The sequence below is a fragment of the Pseudomonas sp. HP_08 genome (assembly GCF_055284095.1).
This window is the reverse complement of sequence record NZ_JBTOQC010000019.1, coordinates 15119-34946: the sequence shown is the minus strand read 5'-3', so window position 1 is coordinate 34946 and position 19828 is coordinate 15119. Positions and strand designations below refer to the sequence as shown.

Below are 19828 nucleotides of genomic sequence, written 5' to 3'. Positions count from 1 at the left end.
CGCTGCAGATGCGGGCACAAACGCCGCTGATCCTGTCGACCCGGCGCCTCTGCTTGCGCGCCTTTCATCCCGACGATTTGCCTGAACTGTCAGCCATGCTTGCCGACCCGCAGGTCATGCAGTATTCGGTGCGCGGGGTCATGAGCGCTGCGGCCAGCGCCGAGTTCATGCAGCATTGCCGTGACGCCTTGCCGCGCGAGGGTTTTGCGCCGCTGGCGATGATCGAGCAGGCCAGTGGCCGGTTGGCCGGGTTCTGCGGGTTGAGCCTGGAAACCTTCGAGAATATTCCCGAGGTCATGCTCGGTTACCGGCTGTGCCCGGCGTTCTGGGCGCAGGGGCTGGCCACTGAAGCGGTGCGGGCGGTGTTGGCGCATGGCTTTGACGTGCTGGAGCTGGGCTCGGTGATCGCCGTGGTCCAGCCCGAAAATCGGGCCTCGGTACAGGTGCTGCACAAGGTCGGTTTCAGTGGCTACCTCACGGCGATGTATCACGGCATGGGCGTACGCATTTACCGGCTCAACCGTGATGAGTGGCTGAACAGGCGTTGCTGAGAACGGCATGTTCGGGCTGGATGCGACCTTGTGCATGTCAATGCGTCGCATTGGCTGCTAGCGTCAGGTCTACAGCCAGTCAATCAGCCGGGAGGAGCAATGAAAGACTGCACTGCAGCGTTCTTGCCCGGTGTGCTACTGGTGCTGGCCGTCCTGAGCGGTTCGCTGCCGGCGCGTGCGGGCGAGGTCGACGATACCGCGCTGGCCTTTGTCCGGGAGCGGCAACTGGGCGATGGCCTAGGCTGGCTGGGCTATCAGGTGGCGTCGCGCACCGTGACCTTTACCGATCTGGTCGAGCGCCTGGGCAAGACCCAGGCGCAGACGCTGGTGCAAGCCGAACTCAAACGCCTGCAACCGCAGTATCAAGGGCAATGGGAGCGTAATCTGGCGGCCGCGTATGCCCATTCATTCAGCGTCGACGAGCTGCGCCTGCTCAATCAGGGGCAAGGTTCGACGGCGCTCAAGAGTCGCTTCAAAGTGCGTAACAACGAAGTCGGCCAGGAAATGAAAACCAGCTCTTCGCAGCTGTTGTCCGAGTTTGTGGCGCAAGCGCTGACTAACGCGCAGAAGACCCCGACACCCTGATTTTTTATATTTGACGAGAGAGTTCCAATGGACCCATTCATGCAAGCTGCCATCGATGAGGCGCAACAAGGCCTGGCCGAGGGCGGTATTCCGATCGGCTCGGTCATTGTCCATAACGGCCAGATCATCGGTCGTGGCCACAACCGGCGGATTCAGGAGGGCAGTGCCATCAAGCATGGCGAGATGGATGCCCTGGAAAATGCCGGCCGCCAGCCGGCCAGCGTCTACCGCGATGCGGTGCTGTACACCACCTTGTCGCCTTGCTCGATGTGCAGCGGGGCGATCTTGCTGTACGGCATTCGCAAGGTGATCGTCGGCGAAAACCAGACGTTCATGGGCGAAGAGCAGCTTCTGCGCAGCCGCGGTGTGCAGGTCGATGTGCTTGGCGATGCCACGTGCGAGCACATGATGCGCGACTTCATCGCCAGTCAGCCGCAGCTGTGGAACGAAGACATCGGCGAGTGAGCCTCACTCGCGGCTGATCAAGATCGCCACGCCGAACAGCGCCACTTCATGCAGCGCGCCGTCGCGCTCGGTCAGGCGCAATGGCGCGGTGCCGCCCGGCATCGTCACCAGCACTTCACCGGCCACCACCAGCCCGGCGGCCCATGCCGCACAGGCCACCGCGCTGGCGCTGGTGCCGCTGGATGCGGTGGGCCCTTCGCCGCGCTCGAACACCCGCGCTTCAAGCTGGCCCGGCGCCGTACGGCAGGCCCATTGCAAATTCACCCCGGCGGGGCAGGGCTCGCCCGCGCCAAACTCGCCTTGGGCAAACGCAATGCGGGTCAGCGCCTGATTCAGTTCGGGCTCATGCAGTTGCGCAAATGTCGGCAACTGTCCTGCGTCGGTCAGCAAGGTCACGCAATGCGGATTACCGACCCGCACAAAGACACTGTGCGCCCAGGCGCGATGGAGGGCGGCCAGAGACAGCACCCGCGTGGCCGGTCGCTGGTTGAATTCAACCGTTTCGACGCAGGATGCCTGCGCCTGCACGGCCTTCGGGCCGAAATGCGGTGTACCCAGGGTCAGCCAGAAGCCTTGATCGCCTTGCCGTGTGGCGGGCTCGATCACCGTGTTGACGGGTGAATCCGCCTGCCCGCCCGCATGGTGAACGCGCAGGGTAAAGGTGGCATCAGGGGCAAGGCCGCTCTCGGTCAGCGCCTGGGCAAAAATGGTCAGGCCATTGCCGCTGCGCTCGGCCAGAGTTGCGTCGGTGTTGACGATCAGCAGGTCGAACGGGGCCTGATCCTGAAAAGGACCGATCAACAGCCCGTCGCTGCGATGTGCCTTGGCCCCGGCTGGCTGTTGCCCGGCCGGCCAGTTGCACACCGCCTCGATGGCAGCTGCGGCCCAGTGTTTGTGTTCGCGTGCCGCCATGGCGGCATCAAGGTCGATCGGCACGCCTTGGGTGCGCAAAGCCTGGGGTGTGATAACGGCATAGCGATTGCCGCGGGCGTCGAAAATTCGGGTCATGTTGAAGCCTTCATCAAAAACAGGGCAACGTGCCATGCATTTTGCACTGTCTGGTGCGGTGAACGATGCTAATCTCGGCGCATTGTCGTGGCTGCGCATTCCGTTGTGCGCGGCTCTGGGGCGGGAGCTAAGGATGCCGGTGCAACAACGCAACAATGTGCATGTGATAGGCGACGGGCCTGTGACGCTGATCTTTGGCCATGGATTTGGCTGTGACCAGCGCATGTGGCGGTTCGTGGCGCCGTCTTTTGCCAACCGTTACCGGGTGGTCCTGTACGACCTGGTGGGCAGTGGCGGTTCGGACCTGTCAGCGTATTTTCGGCACAAGTACGAGCGCCTTGATGGCTATGCCCGGGATTTGCTCGAGATTATCGAAGCGTTCGGCCAGGGGCCTGTGGTGCTGATCGGGCATTCGGTCAGTTCCATGATCGGCGTGCTGGCCGACCGCATGGCGCCTGGGCGCATCAGCGGCCACATCATGGTCGGCCCGTCGCCACGCTACATCGACGACGAAAGCTATGTGGGCGGTTTCAGCCGCGCTGATATCGATTCCCTGCTCGACACCCTCGACAGCAACTATCTGGGCTGGTCGAGCAGCATGGCGCCGTCGATCATGGGCGCCCCTGACCAGCCAGAACTGGGCCAGGAGCTGGCCAACAGTTTTTGCCGCAGCAACCCCGAGATCGCCCGGCATTTTGCCCGGGTCACGTTCATGTCCGATAACCGCAACGATGTGCAGGGCCTGACGACGCCTGCGCTGATCCTGCAATGCAGCGATGACCTGATCGCGCCGGTCGAGGTCGGCGATTACCTGCATGCAGTGATGCCGGGCAGCGTGTTGCGCCTGATCGAGAATATCGGCCATTGCCCGCACATGAGTGCGCCACAGGCCTGTACCGAAGCCATCGAAGAATTCTTGCAGCCTTTTGGACACACCCCTGATGCCGCTTGAGCTACCTGACAGTGACACGCTGTTCGATGAAGCCCCCTGCGGTCTGCTGCTGACCCAGGGCAATGGCAGCATCGTGCGCGTCAACGGTACGTTTTGCCGCTGGCTGGGCCGTGAGCCCGAAGCGTTGTCGGGCTTGCGCTTCCAGAACCTGCTGACCATGGGCGGCAAGATTTTCAGCCAGACCCACTGGTTTCCGATGCTGCAGATGCAGGGCTCGGTGTCGGAGGTCAAGCTTGACCTGCTGCATGCCGATGGCCATCAGGTGCCGATGATGCTCAATGCCGTGCGCCGCGAGCACGGTGGCGTCTTCTATCACGAGTTGGCGCTGTTCGTGGCCGAAGAGCGCAACCAGTACGAGCGCCAGTTACTGGAAGCGCGGCAGTTGGCCGAAGAACTGCTGCAACAGCAACTCAGCACGCAAAAAGAGTTGAGCCTGGCGCAGAACCGCCTGCGTCTGGCGCATGCCGAGGCGCAGATTCGCGCCAATTTTGCCGAGCAGATGGTCGGCATCGTCAGCCACGACATGCGCAACCCGCTGTCGGCGATCAAGATGGCCGCCGACCTGTTGCATCGTGGCCCGCTCGATGAGCGACAGAGCCGGGTGGCGGGGCATATCTCGCAATCGGTCGACCGCGCAGGCCGCTTGATCGCCGATTTGCTGGACTTTACCCAGGCCCGGGTCGGGCAGGGCCTTTCGGTCAATTTGCAAAGCATTGACCTGCATGCGGTAGCCGAGCGCAGCATCGAGGAGTTGCGCATGGCCTTTCCCGATCGCACGCTGCTGCACGTGTGTGAGGGCGAAGGGGCGTGCAATGCCGATGCCGACCGCTTGTTCCAGGTGATCGGTAACCTGGTGGGCAATGCGTTCAGTTATGGCGCTGCCGGCGGCGTGGTGACTGTGACCTCGGCCTTCGATGCCAAAGGCAGCTACCTTGCGGTGCATAACCATGGCGGGTTGATAGCGCCGGAACGTTTTGAAGAATTGTTCGAGCCGCTGGTGCGGGGCGACACCCATGACTTCAGCCGCAGCGTAGGGCTGGGACTGTTTATCGTCCGCGAAATCATGCGTGCCCATCTGGGCGATGTGACTGTGCAATCGAGTGTCGAACACGGCACAACCTTTACCGCCCGCCTGCCGCGAGCCTTCTGAACGGCGCTCGCGGACCAGTCTTGTTACAAACTCCCTCCCTTCAATATTTGCCTGAGGGCCTGTGCGGGTCGAACCTGTACGGGCAATCGTCCTCAAAGGCGTGAGCCTTTACCTTTTATTGGGTAGGAAAATGATCAATCGTCTTGTGCAATGCCTCGCCATGGCCCTGCTGCTGGCGGGGGCTGCGTCTGCCAGCGCCCAGTCCGCGACCGCTACCGATCGCGGTGCCAACAGCAATCCCTATAACAGCCCGATCAAACGCGCCAACCCCAATAGCCGCCAGGGCACCGCGCCGGCGACGCCGCCGGTGCGCGGGCCGAGCACGGCGCCCACGCCACGCCCGCCAACGCTGGAAAACGGCGGTATCGGCAACGGTTATCCCACCCGGCAACAAGCCCCCGTTCGGCCGACCATCGACCCGCGCCCCAGCGCGCCGGTGCGCGGCAACTGAGTTTTACCGACCTTTACGTCCATGCATAAGGAATCGCCCATGTTGAGAAAAACCCTGATCGCAACGCTGTGCGCCGGCGCGTTTGCCAGCTTGCCACTGCTGGCTTCGGCCGACGGCTTGCCCAAGCCCAAGGAGTACAAGAGCGAGCTGGGCAGGGTGACGGTGACTGAACTGGCCGGCAGCCTGGATCACCCTTGGGCCCTGGCCTTTCTGCCGGACAAGAAAGGCATTCTGATCACCGAGCGCACAGGCGACCTGCTGCTGGTTGGCGTTGACGGCAAGCTGTCCAAACCCATCTCTGGCGTGCCACAGGTCTGGGCCAACGGGCAGGGCGGTTTACTCGATGTGATGCTGTCGCCCGACTTTGCCAATGACCGCATGGTCTACCTGGCCTATTCCGAAGGCGATGGCAAGACGGCTGCCGAAGGCGACAAGGCCGGCACGGCGGTCGGTCGCGGGCGGTTGTCGGCAGACCTGAGCACGCTGGAAGACTTCAACGTGATCTTCCGCCAGCAACCCAAGTTGTCGGTGGGCAACCACTTCGGTGCGCGGCTGGTGTTCGATCGTCAGGGCTATCTGTTCATCGCGCTGGGTGAAAACAACGACCGCCCGACGGCCCAGGACCTGGACAAGCTGCAAGGCAAAGTGGTGCGCATCTTCCCCGACGGCAAGGTGCCTGAAGACAACCCGTTTGTCGGTCGCGAAAACGTGGCCCCGGAAATCTGGAGTTTCGGCCACCGCAACCCGCAGGGCGCGGCGCTCAACCCATGGAGTGGCACGGTATGGCTGAACGAGCACGGGCCTAAAGGCGGCGACGAGATCAATATTGTCGAGCGCGCACAAAACTTCGGCTGGCCACTGGCAACCCACGGCGTCAACTATTCGGGCCAGCCGATTCCTGAAGCCAAAGGCAAGCTGGTCGAGGGCACCAAGGCGCCGTTTCATGTCTGGGAAGTTTCGCCGGGTGTCAGTGGCATGGCGTTCTATGACGACGGCCGCTTCAAGGCCTGGGACCACAACGTATTTGTGGGCGCCTTGAAAACCGAAGAGTTGATTCGCCTGCAGTTCGAAGGCGACAAGATTGTGCATGAAGAGCGCTTGCTGGGGGATCGCAAAGAGCGCATCCGCGATGTACGTCAGGGACCGGATGGTTATCTGTATCTGCTGACCGATGACGACAAGGGCAAGTTGCTGAAGGTGGGCCTGGAATAACGTAGGAAATATTGCATTGATTAAATTTCGCGGCTAAAGCCACGCCCATGCAGGCGCTGCTTTAGCCGCGAAGCATCAATTAACGGTCTTCTTTATCCAGCAACACGGCGCCGGTCTTGGCATCGACGTGGTAATCCCACTCTTTCTTGTTGGCATCACGCAGTTCGATTTCATAGACATATTGGCCGCTGGCCTTGTGGTCCAGTTCGGTGTCATGAATGGTAAAGCCGGGGTGCGCTTTCAGCGCTTGTTCATTGAACTGTTGCAGGTCACCGATGGTGCCGGCCTTTTGCAGGCCTGCAATTTCATCGGGGCGTACATCGGCCTGGGCAACACCGGCAGCAGTGGTCAGGGCAATAGCGGCAAACAGGGCAGGCATCAGTTTCATGAGGGTCTTCCTTTATCAGGTAGGGAATCTGTGTGTATAGATACACGTTCAACCGAGGGGTTCAGTTGTTTCGTTGAAGCCAGATTATCCACGCTGACTTAATTCACCCTTAAAAGCGGATTCGTGACGTTGTAGTTGTTTTTTATTCAACGCGCAGCGCCAAGGGTTGTAAAACCGCTGGCATAAACGTACAAGGTTGCCCCCCGCCGATTCCAGGAGTAACCGCCTCATGAGTACGCCGCACCGACTGGCCTGGCCCTTGTTGCCATTGGGCATGGCTGTCGCCGCCCCTGCGTGGGCAGCGGAGCCGGTGAAACTCGACGCCACGCAGATCAGCGGCGCAGCCACTCAGCCGGCCGCCGACGCTTATCAGGCCAGCCGCGCCGCTGTGGCAGGGCCTGGCGATGCGCCGTTGCTCGACACGCCGGCCTCGGTGTCGGTGTTCACCGAGGCCTTGCTTCAGGACCGTCAGGCCAGGCTGCTCAGCGAAGTGCTGCGCAACGACGCCTCGGTGGGCGAGGCCTATGCGCCGGTGGGTTACTACGAAAACTTCCTGGTGCGCGGCTTCTCGCTCAACGCCGGCAACAGCTATCGCATCAACGGCCGCAGCATTGCCGGCGAGCAGAACGTGGCGCTGGAGAACAAGCAGCAGGTCGAATTGCTCAAGGGCGTTTCCGGCTTGCAGGGCGGTGTTGCCGAGCCGGGCGGGGTGATCAATTACCAGACCAAGCGCGCCGAGGACGTACGCTCGGTCACCGTGGCCACCAATGAACATGGCGAGCGCTACATTGCCACCGACGTCGGCGGCTGGTTCGGCACCGAGCGCCAGTTTGGTCTGCGCGCCAACCTGGCCCATGAAGACATCCGCTCTTATGTCGAGCACGCCGACGGCCAGCGCGATTTCGCCTCGCTGGCCTTCGACTGGGCCATCAGCGAGCGCGCCACTCTGCAACTGGATGCCGAATACCAGACCCGCGAACAGCGCTCCGTTCCCGGCTATCAGTTGCTCGGCGGCAACCAGCTTCCCCATGACGCCTCGCCGCGCAAGCGCCTGGGTCATCAAAGCTGGTCGAATCCGGTGGGCATCGACTCGCTGAACCTCGGCGGGCGCTTCGAGTACCGCTTCAACGACGCCTGGACCGGCAGCCTCAGCGCCTCGCGCAGCCGCGTGGTGATCGACGACTACAGCTCGTTTGCCTGGGGTTGCTACGGCGCGGCCAGTTGCGCGAGTGCGGCGGTGCCGAACTATTTCAGTCCCGAGGGCGACTACGACATCTATGACTTCCGCAGCCCGGATGACACCCGGCGTAACGACGAAGTCGAAGCGGCGCTGACCGGACGCTTTGCCACCGGCGCGCTCGACCATGAACTGACCGTGGGTACCAGTGCGTTCCGGCGCACGGTCGATACCCGTGGCACCTTCAACGAGTGGGTGGGCTCGGGCAATATCGACCAGGCTCCGGAAGAATTTGCCCCGGCCGATCTCGCCCTGCCGCACACCGAGCGGCGGCTGGACAGTCGCCAGTACGGGCTGTTCTTCACTGACCGCATTCGTTTCGACGAGCACTGGCAGGTGGTGGCCGGCGGGCGTCAGGTGTACCTCGACGAACAAGCCTGGAGCGAAACCGGCGGCGACATTCGCCACACCCGGCGTTCGCTGTTCCTGCCGCAGGCGGCGCTGATCTACAAGCCGCTGGAAAACCTGTCGCTGTACACCCGCTACAGCAAGGGCTTGTCATTGGGCGGCACGGCGGCGTGGTTCACTAATAACGCCGGCGAAATCCTTGCACCGACCGTGTCGCGTCAGCTCGAAGCCGGGATCAAATACGACCTGCAACGCCTGAGCCTGACCGCGGCGCTGTTCCAGATTCGCAAGGCTTACCAGTACTCGCAGCCTCAGGACGACGGCACCTTTACCTATGTGCAGCAGGGCGAGCAGAAAAACCTTGGCCTGGAACTGGGCGCCAATGGCTGGGTGACCGAGCGCTTGCAGATTTCCGCCAGCGCCGCAGCCATCCGCGCGCGGGTTCAAGGCAGCGGCACTGAAGCCTATGAAGGCCATCAGGCACTCAACGTGCCCAAGTACCGCGCCAGCCTGCAAGCCGATTACAGCCTGCCGATCAAGGGCCTGGCGGTACTGGGCGGCGTGCAGTACAGCGCCAGCAAATACGCTGACCGTGTGGGCGATGTGCAGGTCAACGACTATGCGCTGTTCAATGTCGGCGGGCGCTACAGCACACGGCTGGGCGGCTATGACACGGTCTGGCGGCTGAGCGTCGACAACCTGTTCGACAAACGCTACTGGCGCGATGTCGGTGAGTACCTGGGCGACGACTACCTGTTCCCCGGCGCACCACGCACGGCACGCTTGTCGGCGTCGGTGAATTTCTGACAGGAACGGCCGGCGGTCGGCAGGATTCGCCGGTCATTTCCTTGTCATCAAATTGCCATCTTTGCCTGATTCAATCCCGTTCACAGGGACGTGTCACCGACTTCACGACGGCGCATGCCAAGACCTCGCGCCGTCCATTCCTGTGAGATTGCCTGCCGCTATGTACAAATCCCTGAGACTTCAGATTCTCGCTTTGCTGGGCGTCAGTCTGGCGTTGTTGCTGGTCATTGCCCTGGCCTGTTTCCACCTGCTGTCCAATAACGTGCGCGACTATCGCGGGTTGCTCGACGGGCCGCTGCGCGCGTCGCAATTGATCGATGAAGCCAACCTGCAATTCAAGATTCAGGTTCAGGAATGGAAAAACGTGCTGTTGCGCGGCAAGGTCGTGGCCGACCGCGACCGCTACTGGGCGCAGTTCGAGAAGCAGGAACAAGAGGTGCAGGCCGCACTGGGCAAGCTCGGCGCGTGGCCGGGCATCGATGCCGCCAGCAAGAGCCAGGTCGAGCGCCTGCGTCAGGAACACCGCACGTTGGGCGATGCCTACCGCAAGGGTCGCGATGCCTTTATCGCGGCAGGCGGCGATCCGGTGGCCGGCGACCTGGCGGTCAAGGGCGTGGACCGTGCGGCCAGCGAGCAGATGAGTGCGCTGGTCGATGCCTTGCGTCAACAAAGCCAGGCGCAATCGCAACGCATCAGCGAAGCCGCCAGCCAGACGATTTTGCTGGGCGCGCTGATCATGCTGGCCTCGGCGCTGCTGGTCGGGTTGTTCACGCTGTGGCGGGTCAACCGCAACATTGTTGCCCCGGTGCGCATGCTGATCGACTATGTCGCGCAATTGAGCGAAGGCAAGTTCAGTGAGCGGGTCAATGTTAGCCGTCGCGATGAACTGGGGCGTCTGGCGGTGGCCGCCAACCTGTTGCGCGATTTTCTCTCGCAGACCTTTATCAGCCTGCGCAGTGGCACTGCCGATCTGGACGGCGCCAGCGTCGAACTCAAGAGCATTGCCGGCATCATGGCCAAAGGCACCGGCGAACAATTCGAGCGCACCGATCAGGTGGCCACGGCGATGCACGAGATGTCCGCGACCGCCCAGGAGGTCGCGCGCCATGCCGCCGAAGCCGCCAACGCCGCCGACGAAGCCGACCGTTGCTCACGCGAAGGCGAGCAGGTCATGGGCGCGACGATTACCGCGATCAACCTGATGCGCACTGAGATCGGCAACACCGCCACCGTGATTCGCCGCCTTGAAAGCGACAGCGAGCGTATCGGCAAGGTACTGGAAGTGATTCGCGGCATCGCCGAGCAGACCAACCTGCTGGCGCTGAACGCGGCCATCGAAGCGGCACGGGCCGGAGACGCCGGGCGCGGATTTGCCGTGGTCGCGGACGAAGTCCGAACCCTGGCGCAGCGCACCGCCTCGTCCACCGCCGAGATCAACCAGATCATCAATTCGGTGCAGACCGGCGCGGTGGATGCTGCCCACGCCATCGAAAGCGGCCAGGCCCGCAGCCAGGAAAGCGTCGACCAGGTGGCGCTGGCGAGTCAGTCATTGCAACGGATCACCACGGCCGTGGAATCGATTCGCGACATGAACCACCAGATTGCAACGGCCGCCGAAGAACAGACCTCGGTGGCCGAAGACATCTCACGCAACCTGACCCAGATCAGCGCCATCGCCACCATCAACCAGGACAACATCCAGCGCACCCAAGTGGCCAGCGATGCCCTGCACGACCTGTCGATCGGCCTGAACAAAGTGACTGCCGGATTAACCCCATAACCGATTGCCAACACCGCTCCCGTGGGAGGGAGCGCCAGCTCGCGAATGCGAAGGTGCAGTCACCGCAAATGTGCTGATTTCACTGGCCCTTTCGCGAGCTGGCGCTCGCTCCTACGAGGTTTGTGTCGTGCTCAGTATCAAGGCCGGAATGCGCGAAGCCTTGGAGGCTGACGCGCATGTGGCTTGAGAACACAACACAGTTGCTACGAGATTTGCGGCGTTATCCCACTTTGCTCACTTCGAACTGCCCCACCAGTTTCTGCAGTTTGTTGGCGTTCAGGCGCACGATCTCGGCGCTGTTTTGCAGGCCGGTGACGGTCTGGCGCATTTCGCCGCTGGCCAGGTCGACCCGTTCGATGGTCTTGCCATAGTCCATGCTGCGTTCGCTCAGTTGCTGGATGATGGTGATCATGCTTTCCACCTCCTGATGCAACTGGGCGTTTTCGCTGGAGGCGTCGACGCTGGTGCGCAGGTGGTTGTCGACGTCCTGCACGCCGCTTTCCATGAACGCCACCGCTTCGCGGGTCTCGTTTTGCAGGCCTTCGACCATCTGCCGGATCTCGTCGGCGGCGCCGGCGGTGCGTACCGCCAGTGAGCGCACTTCATCGGCCACCACCGCAAAGCCACGACCGTGCTCGCCGGCACGCGCAGCTTCGATGGCGGCGTTCAGTGCCAGCAGGTTGGTCTGGTTGGTGATGTTGGTAATCAGGCCGATGATGGTGCCGATCTGCCCCATGCGCGCATCCAGCGACTGCACGCTGGACGCCGAGCGCTCGACCACATCGCGAATCGACTGGGTGCCGACCCGCGCCGCCTCGAACTGTTCGCGGGCGCGGCGCACCACGTCATCCATGGCCAGGCGGGTCTGCTCGGCGGTCATCGACGCTTGCTGGATCTCGCCCAGTTGCCCTTCGACGATGTTCATCATGCGGTTCACCGCCTCAGTCACCTCGGTCGAGGTGTGGCTGGCTTGCTGACTGCTGCCCAGCATCTGCGCGTTGGTCTTGCCCATGCTGTGCGACGCCTGGATCACCTGGCCGACCACCGCATCGAGGCGGTCGATAAAGCTGTTGATCCAGCGGCCCATGTCACCGGTTTCATCGTTGGCCATGCGTGAGGCATCCAGGCGCTGGCGCAGGTTGCCTTCGCCCTCGGCAATCGTACGGATCACCTCGGTCATGTCGTTCAGGCGCGCGGCCAGGCGTTTGGGTCCCAAGGCACAGAATGTCGTGGCGGTGATGATCACGGCCAGCACCTGCAGGCCCTCGATCATCCAGGTGTTCAGGCCGCTGTAGTTCTGCAACGCATAATTGAAGGCGAACAGCCCGCCCAGTGTCGCCAGATACGGCTTCATCAACCCATGACTGAGCGAGCGGCGGCGGTAGACCTCTTCAAGGTCGGCTTCGCACATCATGCCCCAGCGATCGACGGAGCCTGGCAATTGGAAGGTCACGCCTTTGCCGATCACCGGAATGTGCCGGTAATCGGCGTAGCCCGGATAGGTGACGAACAGGTTCGAGCCCTGGCGAATGGTTTCACGCACGCCGGGGTGCAATTGCCCGGTGGCCGGGTCGGTAAAGCGCAATTCCAGTTCGGTGTGCTGGTTGATGCGCACGGTGCCCCAGTCGGTCTTGACCCCGCTCTTGAGGTTGTCGCCGTGGGTGAAGGCGTTGTCTTCGAAACGCGAACGCGACAGCGCGGTGCCCGGCGCGATGTTCGGCTCGAACACCGCCTTGGCCATGAACAGGTAGTTGTCGCCGGACTCGGGGTACACATGCCCGGCCTCGCGCTGGATCAGGTCACCCAGCACATCGTTGGGCACCCGGCCGCACAGGCAGCCCAATACACGACCGTCGTGCACCAGCGGCTGATAGAACATCAGCGTCACTTCATCGTGAAAGCGCGACGAAGACGGGCCGATCTTCAAGGTCAACGGGTCGTTGTACGGGCCATGCAAAAACGGCTTTTCCAGACCGCGTGCCAAGGCTCCGCTGTATTCATGGCGGCCGCTGCGCTGGGCCCAGGTCGAACTCAGCACCACGCCGCTCGGGTCGACGACAAACAGTTCGGAAAAGTCCCGCGCCTGGCTGAGCTTGGTCTGTAGCAGGCTGGCATCGAGGTGATCGAGCGCATTGCCGCGCAACTGTGTGCTCAGTTCCTTGAGGTGATCCCAATACTCCTGAGCCCAGTGTTGCAGCAGGCGCACGCGGGTTTCGGCGATGGATTCAAAGGTGCGTTCGACCACTGGATAAAACGAGCGGTTAAGCCTGCACGAGCGGCCCAGAGCCAGCTTTCCGGTTTTGCCCAGCCAGGGCAGCCAATGCTTTTCAGCAGAAGAGAGGTGCATGGATTCGCTGTATAGGGTCATGCCAATACCTTTTTAGCCAAACATCAGATAGCCATCACTACGCAAACTCCGCGCCAGACGCTTCGCTTCAGATTGATTACAGTTGTGTGATGACTAACCAGTCACCTGTCGCAGGGATGAAACAGGCCGCAAAGGCTGGGTCTTGACCGTTCGTCGGGGTAAAGAAGCCTGCCTTTATGAAGCTCCATCGCCGAATTTGGTCGGGTTGCTACTAATTGAAAGGGTGAGGACCAGAAGGCACGTATTTGGTGCGCGTTTATAGGGCGTGCCTTGAAGTAGAGCGTTCGTTGCGATGGCGGTGGGAAAATCTCATCAGCAAATGTCGCTTTTAGAGATGCAAAAAATATTCTTGTGAGGAAATAGGAAGTGTTCGCACTTATCTGGTGCGATTTTTTGTTGTGATTTGCCAAAGGGTGATGATGGCGGTGCGGGCCAGCTTTGCTATTCTTCGCGCCTTTCGAGCGCCGGGCGCTCTTTACTGCCACGTTTCGAGGTGCCCAATGACGGCCACTGTTCGACCACGTCCCCAACCCTTTTCCCGCTCCGACTACCGGACCCTGGGCCTTGCGGCGCTCGGTGGAGCGCTGGAAATCTACGACTTCATCATCTTTGTCTTCTTTGCCCTGACCCTGAGCCAGCTGTTCTTCCCGCCCGAGATGCCCGAATGGCTGCGCCTGCTGCAAAGCTTCGGCATCTTTGTCACCGGCTATCTGGCCCGGCCGCTGGGCGGCATCCTGATGGCGCATTTTGCCGACCGGCTGGGGCGCAAGCGGGTGTTCAGCTTGAGCATCCTGATGATGGCCCTGCCATGCCTGCTGATCGGCCTGATGCCGACCTACGCGCAAATCGGCTATTGGGCACCGTTGCTGCTGCTGGGGCTGCGTATTCTGCAAGGCGCAGCGGTGGGCGGCGAAGTGCCCAGCGCCTGGGTATTTGTCGCCGAGCACGCGCCCGATGGCCATCGTGGCTATGCGCTGGGCGTGTTGCAGGCCGGCCTGACGTTTGGCTACCTGCTCGGCGCCCTGACGGCCACGTGGCTGGCGCGGGTCTACACCCCGGCAGAAATTCTCGATTACGCCTGGCGCATTCCTTTTCTGCTGGGCGGGGTATTCGGCGTCGTCGGGGTGTGGCTGCGCCGCTGGCTGAGCGAGACCCCGGTGTTCATGGCCTTGCACGCCCAGCGCGAGGACATGAAGCGCCTGCCGCTGGGCCAGGTGCTGCGCGAGCATCGCCAGGCGCTGCTGCCGGCGGCGCTGTTGACCTGCGTGCTGACCTCGGCGGTGGTGGTGCTGGTGGTGATCACGCCGACGGTCATGCAGCAACGCTTCGGTTTTACCGCCAGCCACACCTTTGCCCTCAGCGCGCTGGGCATCGTGTTTCTGAACATCGGCTGCGTGCTGGCCGGCCTGTTGGTCGACCGCATCGGCGCCTGGCGCAGCGTGCTGCTGTACAGCCTGTTGCTGCCGGTGGGCATCGGCTTGCTGTACGCCAGCCTGATCGAACAATGGCTGACGCCGGGCATTGCCTACGCCCTGGCGGGCCTGTGCTGCGGCATTGTCGGCGTGGTGCCCTCGGTGATGGTCGGTCTGTTTCCGGCGCGCATCCGCGTCTCGGGCATTTCGTTCACCTACAACATTGCCTATGCGCTCTGGGCCAGTATCACGCCGCTGTTGTTGATCGGCCTGATGCCCTGGAGTCCTTGGGTGTGCGTGGCCTACTGCATGGTGATGGGCATGGTCGGCGTGTTCGCAGCGGTGGTGTTCGGCGCCCGGCAGAACCTGCTCATCAAGGCGGGCACCGTCTGATGGTGTAACTAAATGGATCCAAATGTAACGGGTTGATTGTAATTGATCAGGCGCAAGTTTATCTTGCGCCTGATGCGTTTCTAGTGCGTGAAAAACTCTGCGGTTATCAACTCTGTACACGTAATGTGTGTTGAATAAGTGGCTGTGTGGGATTTGGATATTAAAGTTTGAGGATGTATCTCTGTTGTTTGTAGGAATTATCTACTTCAATAAATAACAGACAGGTTCATTCGTCTGGCGTGAGTGAAACTGCAGAGCAACATGAAGATCATTCAGGGAAGGGAGTGGTTGCAGATTAATAAGATAGCGGGCACGTCAAACCAGGGAAGCGACAAAAAAACAGAGGAAGCATCATGTGCGTGACGATCAGGGAGCGGCAGGTGTTGAGGTTGCTGTTGCAGGGGCGGACCAACAAGGAAATCGCCGAACAGCTGAGCATCAGCGGCTATACGGTGCGCGATCATGTCTCGTCGTTGCTGCGCAAGTGCCGGGTCAAGAGCCGCACCGAACTGGTCGGGCATTGCACGGGCGGTGTTCTGACACCACCTTTTGACTGACCCCCTACATCTGTCGGATTGTGCAGTGACGTAATTCTTAGATAATCGTCTTATTACCCGTTTGCTCAACGCCTGACGCCGACCTGTCGTGCTATGCGCGAGGCAGGTATGACTCAACATAATCACAAGGAAGTCACGATGCCGACAAGCCGTAAAGGGTGTTCAGGGGTGCCCTGCAAAGCGTTGTCGTGAACTTTTATCTCGCTGACAAGGAGTTAATTCATGGCCGTAAGTCTTGATCAACACCCACAACCTTCTGCCGCTTCGATGTATGAAGTGTCGGAAGCTGATTGCCTGCAAGCGTTTCGCAAGTTGTCGCAGCGTCAGGCCAGGATGTCCCAGGCAAAGCTGAACGAGTTGCACGACCGCCTGCTCGGTCCCAAGGGTGTCTTTGTGCGGCTGGGTCGTGAGCTTGAGCGACTGGGGCGTCAGGCGCCCTTGCTCAAGGACATGGAAACCCTGTGCGGGCCTGCGCGTCGTACCCTGGCCGACAAGGTCTTGAGTTATGCATTGGGCTATCACAACCGCCGCAGCGCTTCCTGGAACCCTTTTCGTGCGGCCAGTCGCGAACGCCTTTGCTGGATGATCTATGACAAGAACGCGCCGTTCATTCTGGTCGAGCGCTATGTGGCGCTACTGGCCTTGCACCAGCGCGACGGCATGTTCTTCTCCCGCTTGATCGAGACCACGCGCGGCAGCGTAGAACGGCGCATCATGTTTTGTGGCCTGCTGGAACATCATGACGCGCTGCTGCCGGTCGAGCGCAGCGTTTACCCGCCCAGCTACCGCATCGCGCAACAAAGCCATCTGGACCATGAAGAAGCCATCTATGGCCCGCTGAACCTCGGCGAGCCGGTGTTGGCGCTGCTTGAGGCGCGGGGCCCGAAAAGGCTGCTCAAGTACGTCATGACCCAGCTGGAGCCGGGCACCATGCACTAGAGGTCAAACTATCTGCAGCACCAGCGGCTGACTGTCGGGCTTGTCCACCGAGGCGCCGACCACCCGGTTGCGCCCACTGCTCTTGGCGGTGTACAGCGCCTGATCGGCGGCGTGCAGCCACATGGAAGCATCGGTGATATGGCTCTCGAAGGCGGCGATGCCGATACTCAGGCTCACTTTGAGCCCGGGGATTCGGGCATCGCAGTGGTTGTCCACGACCTGGCGCAGGCGATCAAGAATGTCGACCGCCTGGTACAGGTGAGTGCCGGGCAGTATCAGACCGAATTCATCGCCGCCGTAGCGGCCGGCCAGGTCGGTGTCGCGAATGTTGTCGCGCAGCGCCTGGCTGAGGTGCTTGAGCACCGAGTCGCCGACAAGGTGGCCGTAGCGGTCATTGATGGCCTTGAAATGGTCGATGTCGATCAGCGCCACGCAGCACGGACGGTGCAGGCTGCGGCCCTTGCTGAACTCCATTTGCAGCAGGTCTTTCCAGGAGCCGTGGTTGATCAGCCCGGTAAGGCTGTCGGTGCGGCTCAGCCGGCTGAGAATCCGTTTGTGCTCGGCCAGCTTGCGCGCGACCTTGTAGCCCATCCAGCCGACAAAAATCGGGTAGATCACCAGCAGCGGCAGGCAGGCGTAAATCTCCAGCGGGGTGCTGACCAACTGAACGAGCGGCGACACGACAATAAAGCACAGCAGTGCGCCGAGTAGATTGGCCAGAAGGCCCAGGCTCATCAGGCGCAGCCCGTTGGCGGCGATATTCTGCATGGCCATCATTGCCAGAATGGCAACGCTCGGCAGCACGTTGAACCCCATCAAGGCGACCCATACGCCACCGGCAAACGAGTCGCAGAGCATATTGCGCAGTTCGGCCTTGTACGGGTTGGCACTGTGCCGCGCCCATTGCCAGGCCAGGTGTGGCCAGACAAACGCATGCAGCACCAGTAAGGCCCAGACCCAGTGAGCCGGCGGCAGAGGATAAAGCGCCGTTGCCACACACAGCGAACCGACAGCCAGGCCAATGGCGCGCGGCAGATAAATGCGCCGCGCAAATGACAATCCCTTGCCCTGACGAATATCCCCTTTTTGATTTTCCATAATTCCTACCGGATGTTCCGTACTGCCCGGTCAGAAAAAGACTGCCTGACCGCCAGACGGAGTTTCGCCTGTGGTCAAGGGCATGGGAAGAGCGTTCGGCCATTATTATGGAACTATCAGATAAATAACCGGTCGCGGCTTTGAAAATTCATCAATGATTCATCCAGGGCTGCTTGAAAAGTGCGTTCTAGCCGTCTTACTTGCCAATCACGATCTTGACCGCCGCTTCATGCGCGGCAGGGTCCTTGGCGCTGGAAATCACATTCAGCACCGCCGAACGTTTGCCCGAGGCCGCCAGCAATGTCGTGCTCAATACCTCGGCGCCACCCAGCGTTGCCGAAGCATCCAGCTGGCGCACGCCCAGGCCATTGTCCTTGACGATGCGCTGCTCGCCCAGGCGCTGCACATTCTGGTAACTGGTGCCTTGCTGGGTCAGGGCGGCGGCGGTCAATTCGTCGAGCACCTGGGCGTCGTCGTCACTGGCCTCGACGCCTACGGGAATGGGCGTTTCGGTGACGATCAGCACACGTTTTTCGGCCTGATGGGTATACATCGCGCCGCTCACGCCCTCGGCCCGCGCCTTGGCATCGACCTCCGGCATCTCATCCTTGATATAGCCGGCAGGCAAGGTGAACGCCAGCTTGCCGCCCAACAACGAAACCTTGAGGCTGGCGGTGGCGGCCTTGGCAGGCTTGCCCCGCGTTTCGGCCTGCACCGCCACAGGCACCAGCGTGGTGCTCAGCAGAAGGGCCAGCAGAGCGGAGTTGAAACGCGGGATAGGCATCGTAAAAACCTTGATCGGTGGGTGCAGAAGGGCGCGCAGTTTGCCTGAATGGGGCGTGGGCTGCCTGTGGCGAGGTCATAAATTTTCGGTTGTCACCACATCGAACGGCAGCAGCCGCACGTGCGTGCCAGCGCCTTCCTGATGACCGGACACAGCTTCGATCAATGCCTCGATCAATCGTTCACGCGGGTGCGAGAGCACCACATCCGCTACTTCATCGATCAATGCTGCGCGGGTGGTTTCGGTCAGGTCCGTGCAAATCACCACCACCTCGCGCTGGCGTCCACTTTCCTGCAGCGCCTGCACCACGCCTTCGATGCCGCCGCCGCTGACATACAGGCCGCGCAAATCCGCATGGGCTGCCAGCAAGGTGCGCGTCACTTCATAAGCACGGTCCGGGCGCTCCAGCGTCAGTTCAGTTTCCAGCACCGTAAAACCTGCACCGCGTTCACGAAACCATGAGCGAAAGCTGATCTCGCACAGTTCCTGACACAAGAAGCGGTGGTCGCCGATCAGAATCCCGACTTTGCCCGTCGTGTGGCTCATGCGTGAAATCGCCCACGCGGCGGTGCGCCCGGCCTTGCGGTTGTCGATGCCGATATAGCCGGCGCGGCGCGCGGCGGTCACATCGGTGACCAGCGAAAACACCGGCACGCCTTGGCGGCTCAACGTGTCGATGGCCTGGTTGATCGCCGGATGATCCAGGGTTACCAGCGCGATGGCGTCATTGCGGCTGCCCAGTTCCAGCAACAGGGCGGCGATCTCGTGCGGCGACTCGTGTTCCAGCGTCAGCACCTCCGGTTCGCCCGCGATGTACTCGGATCGAGCCGCCTGCGTGCGGATGACCTTCTCCAGTTCTTGATAGAACGTTGATACCTGCCTGAGCAATACAAACGCCAGGCGCTTTGCCGGGACGCGCGGCCTGGAAGGCGCCGCCGCTTCTGTAAGTTCCTCGAAGATCTTGAACTTCTCCAACGAAAAACCCAGCTCAAGCGCCGCATTCAGGACCTTTTCCTCGGTGTTCTTGCGTACCGCCGCGCGTCGGTTAAGCACGCGGTCCACCGTCGCGACACCCACGCCAGCCACCCGGGCGACATCCATCATGGTTGGAGAATGACTTGACATCAAAAAATACCTCAATATTATCCGCTATACCTATCTTGATTAAATCATAAAAAGATAGGTTCTATCATCTGTGTGTAGGTAATTTCTTTCTTGAAGCCCAGCCGGGCTTTGCCTGAGGGTACCTGCGCAAAGTGAAAGGAAGCTATCAAAAAACTATCGCAATTGCATCAAGCGAGCGGCTGCAAGGCAGCGACGGTTCAATCACAACAACAAGAGGT

General features: G+C 61.2%; 17 protein-coding genes and 2 pseudogenes. 13 read left to right on the top strand and 6 right to left on the bottom strand.

The features are described 5' to 3' along the window. Positions 1–8: 8 nt before the first annotated feature. The 3 genes from ACYAS9_RS17640 to ACYAS9_RS17630 all read left to right on the top strand — a co-directional run bounded on the left by ACYAS9_RS17640 (position 9) and on the right by ACYAS9_RS17630 (position 1601). Entirely contained in the window at positions 9–551 is a 543-nt protein-coding gene (locus ACYAS9_RS17640) for a GNAT family N-acetyltransferase (protein WP_463569556.1), read from the top strand. Between the two features lie 99 nt (positions 552–650). After that, positions 651–1136 carry a hypothetical protein gene (locus ACYAS9_RS17635; RefSeq protein ID WP_463569555.1) on the top strand — a complete coding sequence of 162 codons (486 nt, stop codon included), beginning with the start codon at positions 651–653 and terminating at the stop codon, positions 1134–1136. A 27-nt stretch (positions 1137–1163) separates the two neighbouring features. Then, complete coding sequence (locus ACYAS9_RS17630; protein WP_463569554.1) at positions 1164–1601, top strand: nucleoside deaminase; 438 nt, start codon at positions 1164–1166, stop codon at positions 1599–1601. A gap of 3 nt (positions 1602–1604) precedes the next feature. Here ACYAS9_RS17630 and ACYAS9_RS17625 read toward each other — a convergent pair whose 3' ends face one another. After that, a complete protein-coding gene (locus ACYAS9_RS17625) occupies positions 1605–2609 on the bottom strand; it encodes a diaminopimelate epimerase (RefSeq protein WP_463569553.1) in 1005 nt (334 codons plus the stop codon). 133 nt (positions 2610–2742) lie between these two features. Between ACYAS9_RS17625 and ACYAS9_RS17620 the strand changes: the two genes are divergently transcribed. From ACYAS9_RS17620 to ACYAS9_RS17605, 4 genes are all read left to right on the top strand, one after another. Then, entirely contained in the window at positions 2743–3561 is an 819-nt protein-coding gene (locus ACYAS9_RS17620) for an alpha/beta fold hydrolase (RefSeq protein WP_463569552.1), read from the top strand. Then, positions 3551–4711 carry a PAS domain-containing sensor histidine kinase gene (locus ACYAS9_RS17615; RefSeq protein WP_463569551.1) on the top strand — a complete coding sequence of 387 codons (1161 nt, stop codon included), beginning with the start codon at positions 3551–3553 and terminating at the stop codon, positions 4709–4711. Before ACYAS9_RS17620 ends, ACYAS9_RS17615 begins: the two co-directional genes overlap by 11 nt. Positions 4712–4844: 133 nt before the next feature. Beyond that, complete coding sequence (locus tag ACYAS9_RS17610; protein ID WP_463569607.1) at positions 4845–5162, top strand: hypothetical protein; 318 nt, start codon at positions 4845–4847, stop codon at positions 5160–5162. A 39-nt stretch (positions 5163–5201) separates the two neighbouring features. Continuing rightward, positions 5202–6374 (top strand): PQQ-dependent sugar dehydrogenase, encoded by a 1173-nt coding sequence (locus ACYAS9_RS17605; protein ID WP_463569550.1) that lies wholly within the window; start codon positions 5202–5204, stop codon positions 6372–6374. A gap of 79 nt (positions 6375–6453) precedes the next feature. Here ACYAS9_RS17605 and ACYAS9_RS17600 read toward each other — a convergent pair whose 3' ends face one another. After that, the gene (locus ACYAS9_RS17600) at positions 6454–6762 is read right to left on the bottom strand and encodes a PepSY domain-containing protein (protein ID WP_463569549.1); all 309 of its coding nucleotides are present in this window, start codon (positions 6760–6762) and stop codon (positions 6454–6456) included. Positions 6763–6991: 229 nt separating this feature from the next. Here ACYAS9_RS17600 and ACYAS9_RS17595 point away from each other — a divergent pair, with 229 nt between their 5' ends. From ACYAS9_RS17595 to ACYAS9_RS17585, 3 genes and pseudogenes are all read left to right on the top strand, one after another. After that, positions 6992–9154, top strand: coding sequence for a TonB-dependent siderophore receptor (locus tag ACYAS9_RS17595; protein WP_463569548.1), 2163 nt, complete (start codon positions 6992–6994; stop codon positions 9152–9154). A 160-nt stretch (positions 9155–9314) separates the two neighbouring features. Further along, positions 9315–10001 (top strand): annotated as a pseudogene (locus ACYAS9_RS17590) (methyl-accepting chemotaxis protein); the annotation flags it as partial. A 165-nt stretch (positions 10002–10166) separates the two neighbouring features. After that, a complete protein-coding gene (locus ACYAS9_RS17585; protein WP_463569606.1) occupies positions 10167–10934 on the top strand; it encodes a methyl-accepting chemotaxis protein in 768 nt (255 codons plus the stop codon). A gap of 220 nt (positions 10935–11154) precedes the next feature. On the opposite strand, the gene ACYAS9_RS17580 is transcribed toward ACYAS9_RS17585, so the two are convergent. Beyond that, entirely contained in the window at positions 11155–11787 is a 633-nt protein-coding gene (locus ACYAS9_RS17580) for a methyl-accepting chemotaxis protein (protein WP_463569605.1), read from the bottom strand. A 2015-nt stretch (positions 11788–13802) separates the two neighbouring features. Between ACYAS9_RS17580 and ACYAS9_RS17575 the strand changes: the two genes are divergently transcribed. The 3 genes and pseudogenes from ACYAS9_RS17575 to ACYAS9_RS17565 all read left to right on the top strand — a co-directional run bounded on the left by ACYAS9_RS17575 (position 13803) and on the right by ACYAS9_RS17565 (position 16603). Then, entirely contained in the window at positions 13803–15107 is a 1305-nt protein-coding gene (locus ACYAS9_RS17575) for an MFS transporter (RefSeq protein WP_463569547.1), read from the top strand. 353 nt (positions 15108–15460) lie between these two features. Then, positions 15461–15698: pseudogene (locus tag ACYAS9_RS17570) on the top strand (LuxR C-terminal-related transcriptional regulator). A gap of 188 nt (positions 15699–15886) precedes the next feature. Next, positions 15887–16603, top strand: coding sequence for a hypothetical protein (locus tag ACYAS9_RS17565; RefSeq protein ID WP_463569546.1), 717 nt, complete (start codon positions 15887–15889; stop codon positions 16601–16603). A gap of 3 nt (positions 16604–16606) precedes the next feature. Here ACYAS9_RS17565 and ACYAS9_RS17560 read toward each other — a convergent pair whose 3' ends face one another. The 3 genes from ACYAS9_RS17560 to ACYAS9_RS17550 all read right to left on the bottom strand — a co-directional run bounded on the left by ACYAS9_RS17560 (position 16607) and on the right by ACYAS9_RS17550 (position 19610). Beyond that, on the bottom strand, positions 16607–17701 hold the full coding sequence (locus tag ACYAS9_RS17560; protein ID WP_463569545.1) for a diguanylate cyclase: 1095 nt from the start codon (positions 17699–17701) through the stop codon (positions 16607–16609). Positions 17702–17897: 196 nt separating this feature from the next. Then, positions 17898–18485, bottom strand: coding sequence for a DcrB/PsbP domain-containing protein (locus tag ACYAS9_RS17555; RefSeq protein WP_463569544.1), 588 nt, complete (start codon positions 18483–18485; stop codon positions 17898–17900). 75 nt (positions 18486–18560) lie between these two features. Further along, positions 18561–19610 (bottom strand): LacI family DNA-binding transcriptional regulator, encoded by a 1050-nt coding sequence (locus tag ACYAS9_RS17550; protein ID WP_463569543.1) that lies wholly within the window; start codon positions 19608–19610, stop codon positions 18561–18563. Between the last annotated feature and the right edge of the window lie 218 nt (positions 19611–19828).